Source organism: Streptomyces sp. NPDC056987 (assembly GCF_042673865.1).
GTDB lineage: Bacteria > Actinomycetota > Actinomycetes > Streptomycetales > Streptomycetaceae > Streptomyces.
In genome coordinates this window covers 78,960-84,959 of the sequence record NZ_JBHURV010000039.1, presented here as the reverse complement: position 1 = coordinate 84,959, position 6,000 = coordinate 78,960, and the positions used below count along the sequence as shown (strand labels likewise).

The window sequence follows — 6,000 nt, the reverse complement described above, 5'->3', positions numbered from 1 at the left end:
GTTCTCACTCCGGCCGCCGCCCCTTCCGTCGGCTCCCCGACGCCGACGTCAGCCCGTCGGCGCTTCGGTCATTCCACCGGCGCGGGGAGCCACGACTCGGCCGGCACCGTGCCGGGCTCGGCCTGGGTCTTGACCCAGCCCGCCTTCCACTGGTTGAGCGTGATCTCGTTGACCGTCCCGGTCTGCTCGGTCTTGAAGATCGCCTGGTACGACTTGATCCAGCTCGCGAGATTCTTGGTCGCCGGCATCGTGGGCTGTTCCTGGCCGCCCCTGAGGTAGGTGATGTTGTCCTTGGTGAGCTGCACCGTCGTGGCCAACTCCGCCTCGTCGATCTCCACGTTGTTGCTCCAGAACAGGACGTTCCGCACCCACGGCACCTCGGGGTCCTCCTTGCCCTCCTCAAGCGGCACGGATTTCACCGCGACGAAGTGCGACGCCAGGAGCGCGGTCATCGTCGAACGGCCCAGCTTGCCGAGGCCGTCCGTCTCCTCCAGCCTGCTGAATTCGCCGTACGCCTCGTCGTTGGACTTCTGGAAGCACGCCAGCGCGTCCCGGGTCGCCTTGTCCAGCTTGCCGACCCGGTGGTCATCGGTCAGCTTGCAGCCGCCGGCCCCCCTGACCAGCCGGACCTGCGCGAACTGCACGAAGAGGTTCGGCTTGTCCGCCGACGTGATGGGCAGCGGGCCCCGCGCGGTCTCCTGCTCCTCCTGCTCCTCCTTGTCGCCCCCGCCTCCGCCGCCCCCGTCGCCGTCCCCGTCGCTCTGCTCGCCCGGCTTCTCCTCCTCGGGTGCGTCCTCCAGCGCCGGTTTGTCCGGCTGCGGCCCCGGTTCGTCCGGCAGCGTGCTCGGCGCCGCGTTCCCCAGCGGCATCTCCTTCGCCATGGACCGGAAGTTCGGCTGGAAGTTGAACCAGAGGACGATGCCGACGATGGTGAGCGCGAGCAGCACGCTCAGCACGGTCATCAGCCAGTACGGCAGCACGCTGCGCTGAATGTACGTCCCCGACACCGGCAGCGGTTCGGTCCCCGAGCGCCGCACCGTCAGGTCGTACGGCCTCGACTGCTTCTGCCCCGCCCAGGTGATCTGCTTGGGCTTGAGGGTCGCGTCGACGAAGGCGGCGCGGCCGGGTTCGATCTGGACGTTGGCGGGGGCGATCTCGTACGAGAGCTGGTCGCCGTTGTCACCGCCGCTGATCGAGCCGGTGAGCTTGGTGTTGCCGAGGTTGTCGACCGCCAGCTTGGGGCGGCCCCGGAAACGGCCCTTGACGGTGTGCGGGACGAGTTCGGCCCGTACCTCCATGAACGGGGTGAAGGTGATGTTGCCTTCGGCGACCGTGGTGGCGTCCGCGTTCTCGGTGGGCAGGACCCGCACGCCGAACGGATGCGGCCCCGCAGCGGAGTCCGGGGTCCGGGGCGGGGAGAAGGTCAGCTCCACGGCCCCGGTGGTTCCTGGATAGAGCCGGAGGGTCGGCGGTTCCACCACGACGTACGGTGCGACGTCGCCGACCGGCTCGAAGCGGTACTCGTCGACCACGTCGCCCGTGTTGCGCAGACGCAGTCGTACGGTGGTGCTGCTGCCCGGGTCGACGGTGGTCGAGGCGGGCTCCAGGGAGGTCCAGAGGGTCACCCTCCGGACGCTAGTTGCCGGGGCGGAGCGACGTCAGAAGCCGTCGGGTACCCCCGCTGCCCGAAGAGGTGACGGCCCCTGCCCCCGGAGTCTTGCGGAATCCACGCTTCCCACCGGGGCCGGATGCCCCAGGGGGCGCCCGGAAGGCCGGGGCGGGCAGCACAAGCGGTCCGGCAGGCAGGGGGAGGGGCCGAAGGGTCCCCCCGGATGCCCGAAGGGGCAGGTTTCCCGGGCCGCCGCCCTTGGGAGATGGCCCTGCGCCGCACCGTGGTCACACCCTGCCCACGACGTTCACGCCGCCGAGGGCAGGAAACGTGCCCCCGGTCAGGTACGGCAGGACGTTTCAACGGGGCGCTGCCCACGTGAGAGTGAGATGACGACTTGTCTTGTACCCCGAGGAGAGCAGAGCATGCCGTCTTACCTGTCGCCGGGCGTATACGTGGAAGAGGTGGCCAGCGGCTCGCGTCCGATCGAGGGTGTGGGCACTTCCGTGGCTGCCTTCGTCGGCCTGGCGCCGGAAGGTCCGCTCAACGAGCCGACCCTGGTGACCAACTGGACCCAGTACGTCGCGGCCTTCGGTGAGTTCACCGACGGTTACTTCCTTGCCCACTCGGTGTACGGCTTCTTCAACAACGGCGGTTCCGCCGCCTACGTCGTCCGTGTGGGCGGCGTGCGTGGAGGAGTGTCCGGCGCCGCGGGCGAGGGCACCGACTCCGTCGCCGGCGGGCGCGGCCGCTCGGCCGTCGCGGGCGCCACGGCGGCCGCCGCGCTGACGGCCGGTGAGCCCAAGGCCCTCGGCACCTTCAAGGTGTCGGCCATCGCGCCCGGCGACAGCGGCACGCTCAGTGTCGAGGTCGCGGACGCCGAGGGCGAGGGCCCCGCCGAGCGCTTCCGCCTCGTCGTCAAGGACGGCCCGAAGGCCGTCGAGACCTTCGACGTCTCGGCCAAGAAGAGCGCCCGCAACTATGTGGTCACGCAGGTCAAGGAACGCTCCAAGCTGATCTCCGTGGTGGAGGGGGCCGCTGCCTCGCAGCTCGCCCGCCCGGACAACCAGACGGTCGCCCTCGCGGTGCCCGCCGCCCCCGCCGCGGCCCCCGCGCTTCCCGACGTGGTCGAGGCCGAGCAGGTCGGTGTCGCCGACTACCTGGGCGACTCCGCGGACCGTACCGGCTTCGGTGGTCTTGAGGCGGTGGACGAGGTCTCGATGGTCGCCGTCCCCGACCTGATGGCCGCCTACCAGCGTGGCGCCATCGACCTGGAGGCCGTCAAGGCCGTCCAGCTCGGTCTGATCGCGCACTGCGAGCTGATGGGCGACCGGCTCGCCATCATCGACCCGCCGCCGGGCCTCAACGCCCGCGAGATCCGCGTCTGGCGCAGGGAGACGTCCAACTACGACTCCAAGTACGCGGCGCTCTACTACCCCTGGATCAAGGTCTTCGACCCGGCCGGCGGCAAGACCCGGCTCATCCCGCCGAGCGGTCACGTGGCGGGCATCTGGGCCCGTAACGACTTCGAGCGCGGTGTGCACAAGGCCCCCGCCAACGAGGTCGTGCGCGGCGCGGTCGAGCTGGAGACGCAGGTCACCCGGGGCGAGCAGGACCTGCTCAACCCGCTCGGCATCAACTGCATCCGGTCCTTCCCCGGCCGTGGTATCCGGGTCTGGGGTGCGCGCACCCTGTCCTCCGACCCGGCCTGGCGCTACCTCAACGTTCGCAGGTACTTCAACTACCTGGAGGAGTCCATCCTCATCGGCACCCAGTGGGTGGTGTTCGAGCCGAACGACCACGCGCTGTGGGCCCGTATCCGCCGTAACATCTCGGCGTTCCTCATCACCGAGTGGCGCAGCGGCGCGCTCTTCGGCGCCACGCCGGAGGCGGCGTACTACGTGAAGTGCGACGAGGAGACCAACCCGCCGGAGTCGGTGGACCTCGGACGCGTGATGTGCGAGATCGGCGTCTCGCCGGTCAAGCCGGCCGAGTTCGTGATCTTCCGGCTGGCGCAGATCACCGGCGCCGGCAGCGAGCTGGAGGAGTAACAGGCGAGTGTCCCGCCGGCCGGCGTTCCGCCGGCCGGCTCGCCTGACGGGCAACAGCCGCCGCGACAGCGGCAGTAGCGGCGGCCGCACAAGCAGTAGCCGTTCTCAACGAGCGCGACAGCAGTAGCAGAAGGAGCAAGCTCCATGAGTCTTATGCCTGGTGACTCTTTCACTTCACATAACTTCGGACTGCAGATCGACGGTGTCCTGGTGGAGTATCTCCAGGAGGCCACCGGCCTGACGATGAAGCAGGACGTGATCGAGAGCAAGCAGAACTCGGCCAACGGCCAGCCCACCACGTCGAAGGCCCCCGGCGTCCAGGTCGCGGGCGAGGCCACCGTCGTACGCGGCATGACGATGTCCGACGCCTTCGACACGTGGATCAAGGACTCGATCCGCGGTGACATGGGCTCGGCACGCAAGAACGCCACCATCGTGGTGATGGACTACCAGATGAACCCGGTCCGGCGTTACAACATGCGGAACGCCTGGTGCTGTGCGGTCGAGGGCAGCGCGCTCAAGGCCGGCGAGGCGGGCACGCTCACCGAGACCGTCACGATCACCTACGAAGAAATGTCAATCGAGTAATGCGCCGAGGGGTACCTACCAAGTCCGCTCCCGGGGACGCGGTACCGGCGCCGGTGCAGGCGGAGACGCCCGCACCGGCGGCCGCGCCGGCCCCGGCCCCCGCACCGGAGCCCGCCGCACGGCGGGAGCCCGAGCGGGAGCGGATGCGCACGGAGTTCGCGTTCGAGCTGCCGCGCGGATATGTGGACAGTGAAGGCGTCGTGCACCGCGACGGGACGATGCGTCTGGCGACCGCGCGGGACGAACTGATCCCCTTGCAGGATCTGCGGGTTCAGCAGAACCCCGCGTATCTTTCGGTGGTCCTGCTCGGCCGGGTGATCACCCGGCTGGGCGGGGTGCCCCAGGTGCACGACGGTGTGGTGGAGAACATGTTCGCCTCCGACCTCGCCTTCCTGCAGGATTTCTACCGTCAGATCAATGCCGAGGGCCACACGAGGGCCGGGGTGCAATGCCCGCACTGCGAGCAGCCGTTCGAGGTCGAACTCGGCGGGAGCCGCCTGGGGGAATCGTGACGTACGCGACCGACCGTATTCATGAAGAGGTCGCGTACATCGCCTATCACTTCCACTGGAGCCTGGAGGACATCCTGGACCTCGAACACCGCGAGCGTCGGCGGTACGCCGAGCAGATCGCCACGCTGGTGACGCGAGCGACGGTGGAGCGGTAATGGGTATCTTCGACCGGCTCAGAGGCCGGGGCCGGGCCGGTGCCGACACGGGTGCCGGCACCGGCGGTGGGAACGGGGACGGTGTGCTGCCGTCCCCCGCCCCTGTTACGGGCGGCACGGGCACGGGTGTCACGGGTTCGGGCGCGGGCGGTTCCGGCTCGGGCTCTGACTCCGGCGTCTCCGCTTCCGCTTCTGTTTCCGGATCCGGTTCCGGTTCCGGCTCTGGTTCCGCCTCCGTGGCTTCGGCCGGGGGGCGGGGCTGGGCCGGGCTGCCGCCGATCCAGCGCGCCCCGGCGACGCACTCGGTCGCGGCCGCCAACTTCGCGGGCACGCTGTCCACCTGGCAGAACCCGTCCTTCACGGGGACGCTCTCGCACGCCGTCCTCGACAACGCGCCGACGGGTCTGATCCGGGACGCGCTGACACCCGCCTCGTCCTCCAGGGCGGGCGGGCTGGGCGAGCCCTCGCTCTCGCTGCCGGTCGTCGTGGTCGAGGACGACCCGGCGGGCCCGAGCGGCGCGGGTGCGCCCGGTGCGGGCGCCTCCGGCGCCGCCGGTACCGGTGGGCCTCGCAGGGTGGCCGGTTCCGGTGCCGACGTCTCCCGTGCGGCCCTCGCGGTCCAGCGTGCGACGGGCCCGCGCGTCGCGCCCGTACGGCCCCGGTCGGCCACGGCGCCGGCGGCCACGCCGGCCCCGCGCGCGCTGACCAAGGCCCCCGCCTCGCCCACGGTGCAGCGCCGGGTCCTCCCCGCGTCCGCGCCCCGTACCTCCGCCCCGGCCCCGACCAGGGCCGAGCCGCGCGCGTCCGCCCCGGCCCCGGCCTCTCGTCCGTCGGCCCCGGCTCCTCGTCCGCCTGCGCCGGCTTCCGGGGCGTCTGCTCCGGCGCCGCGTGCGGCGGGTCCGGCGGCCCCGGCTCCGGCGTCTCCTTCTGCTTCGGGTGCTTCGGCGCCGCGTGTGTCCGGTCCGGCTTCCGGGGCGTCTGCTTCGGCGTCGCGTGCGGCGGGTCCGGCGGCCCCGGCTCCGGCGTCTCCTTCTGCTCCGGCTGCTCCGGCGCCGCGTGCGTCCGCGTCGGCCGGGTCCGCTCCG

The 6,000-nt window shown here is 71.0% G+C and carries 5 protein-coding genes; 4 read left to right on the top strand and 1 reads right to left on the bottom strand.

Going from position 1 to position 6,000, the window contains the following annotated elements; genetic code table 11:
• Window positions 1-68: 68 nt before the first annotated feature.
• Window positions 69-1,625, bottom strand: a complete 1,557-nt coding sequence (locus tag ACFTZC_RS33535; RefSeq protein ID WP_382896188.1) for a hypothetical protein — start codon at window positions 1,623-1,625, stop codon at window positions 69-71.
• A 409-nt stretch (window positions 1,626-2,034) separates the two neighbouring features.
• Between ACFTZC_RS33535 and ACFTZC_RS33530 the strand changes: the two genes are divergently transcribed.
• From ACFTZC_RS33530 to ACFTZC_RS33515, 4 genes are all read left to right on the top strand, one after another.
• Window positions 2,035-3,660, top strand: coding sequence for a phage tail sheath family protein (locus ACFTZC_RS33530; protein WP_382896186.1), 1,626 nt, complete (start codon window positions 2,035-2,037; stop codon window positions 3,658-3,660).
• Window positions 3,661-3,804: 144 nt separating this feature from the next.
• The gene (locus ACFTZC_RS33525) at window positions 3,805-4,248 is read left to right on the top strand and encodes a phage tail protein (protein ID WP_365815819.1); all 444 of its coding nucleotides are present in this window, start codon (window positions 3,805-3,807) and stop codon (window positions 4,246-4,248) included.
• On the top strand, window positions 4,248-4,760 hold the full coding sequence (locus tag ACFTZC_RS33520; protein WP_382896183.1) for a hypothetical protein: 513 nt from the start codon (window positions 4,248-4,250) through the stop codon (window positions 4,758-4,760). Before ACFTZC_RS33525 ends, ACFTZC_RS33520 begins: the two co-directional genes overlap by 1 nt.
• A complete protein-coding gene (locus tag ACFTZC_RS33515) occupies window positions 4,757-4,915 on the top strand; it encodes a DUF6760 family protein (RefSeq protein WP_365815823.1) in 159 nt (52 codons plus the stop codon). Before ACFTZC_RS33520 ends, ACFTZC_RS33515 begins: the two co-directional genes overlap by 4 nt.
• The last annotated feature ends 1,085 nt before the right edge of the window (window positions 4,916-6,000 follow it).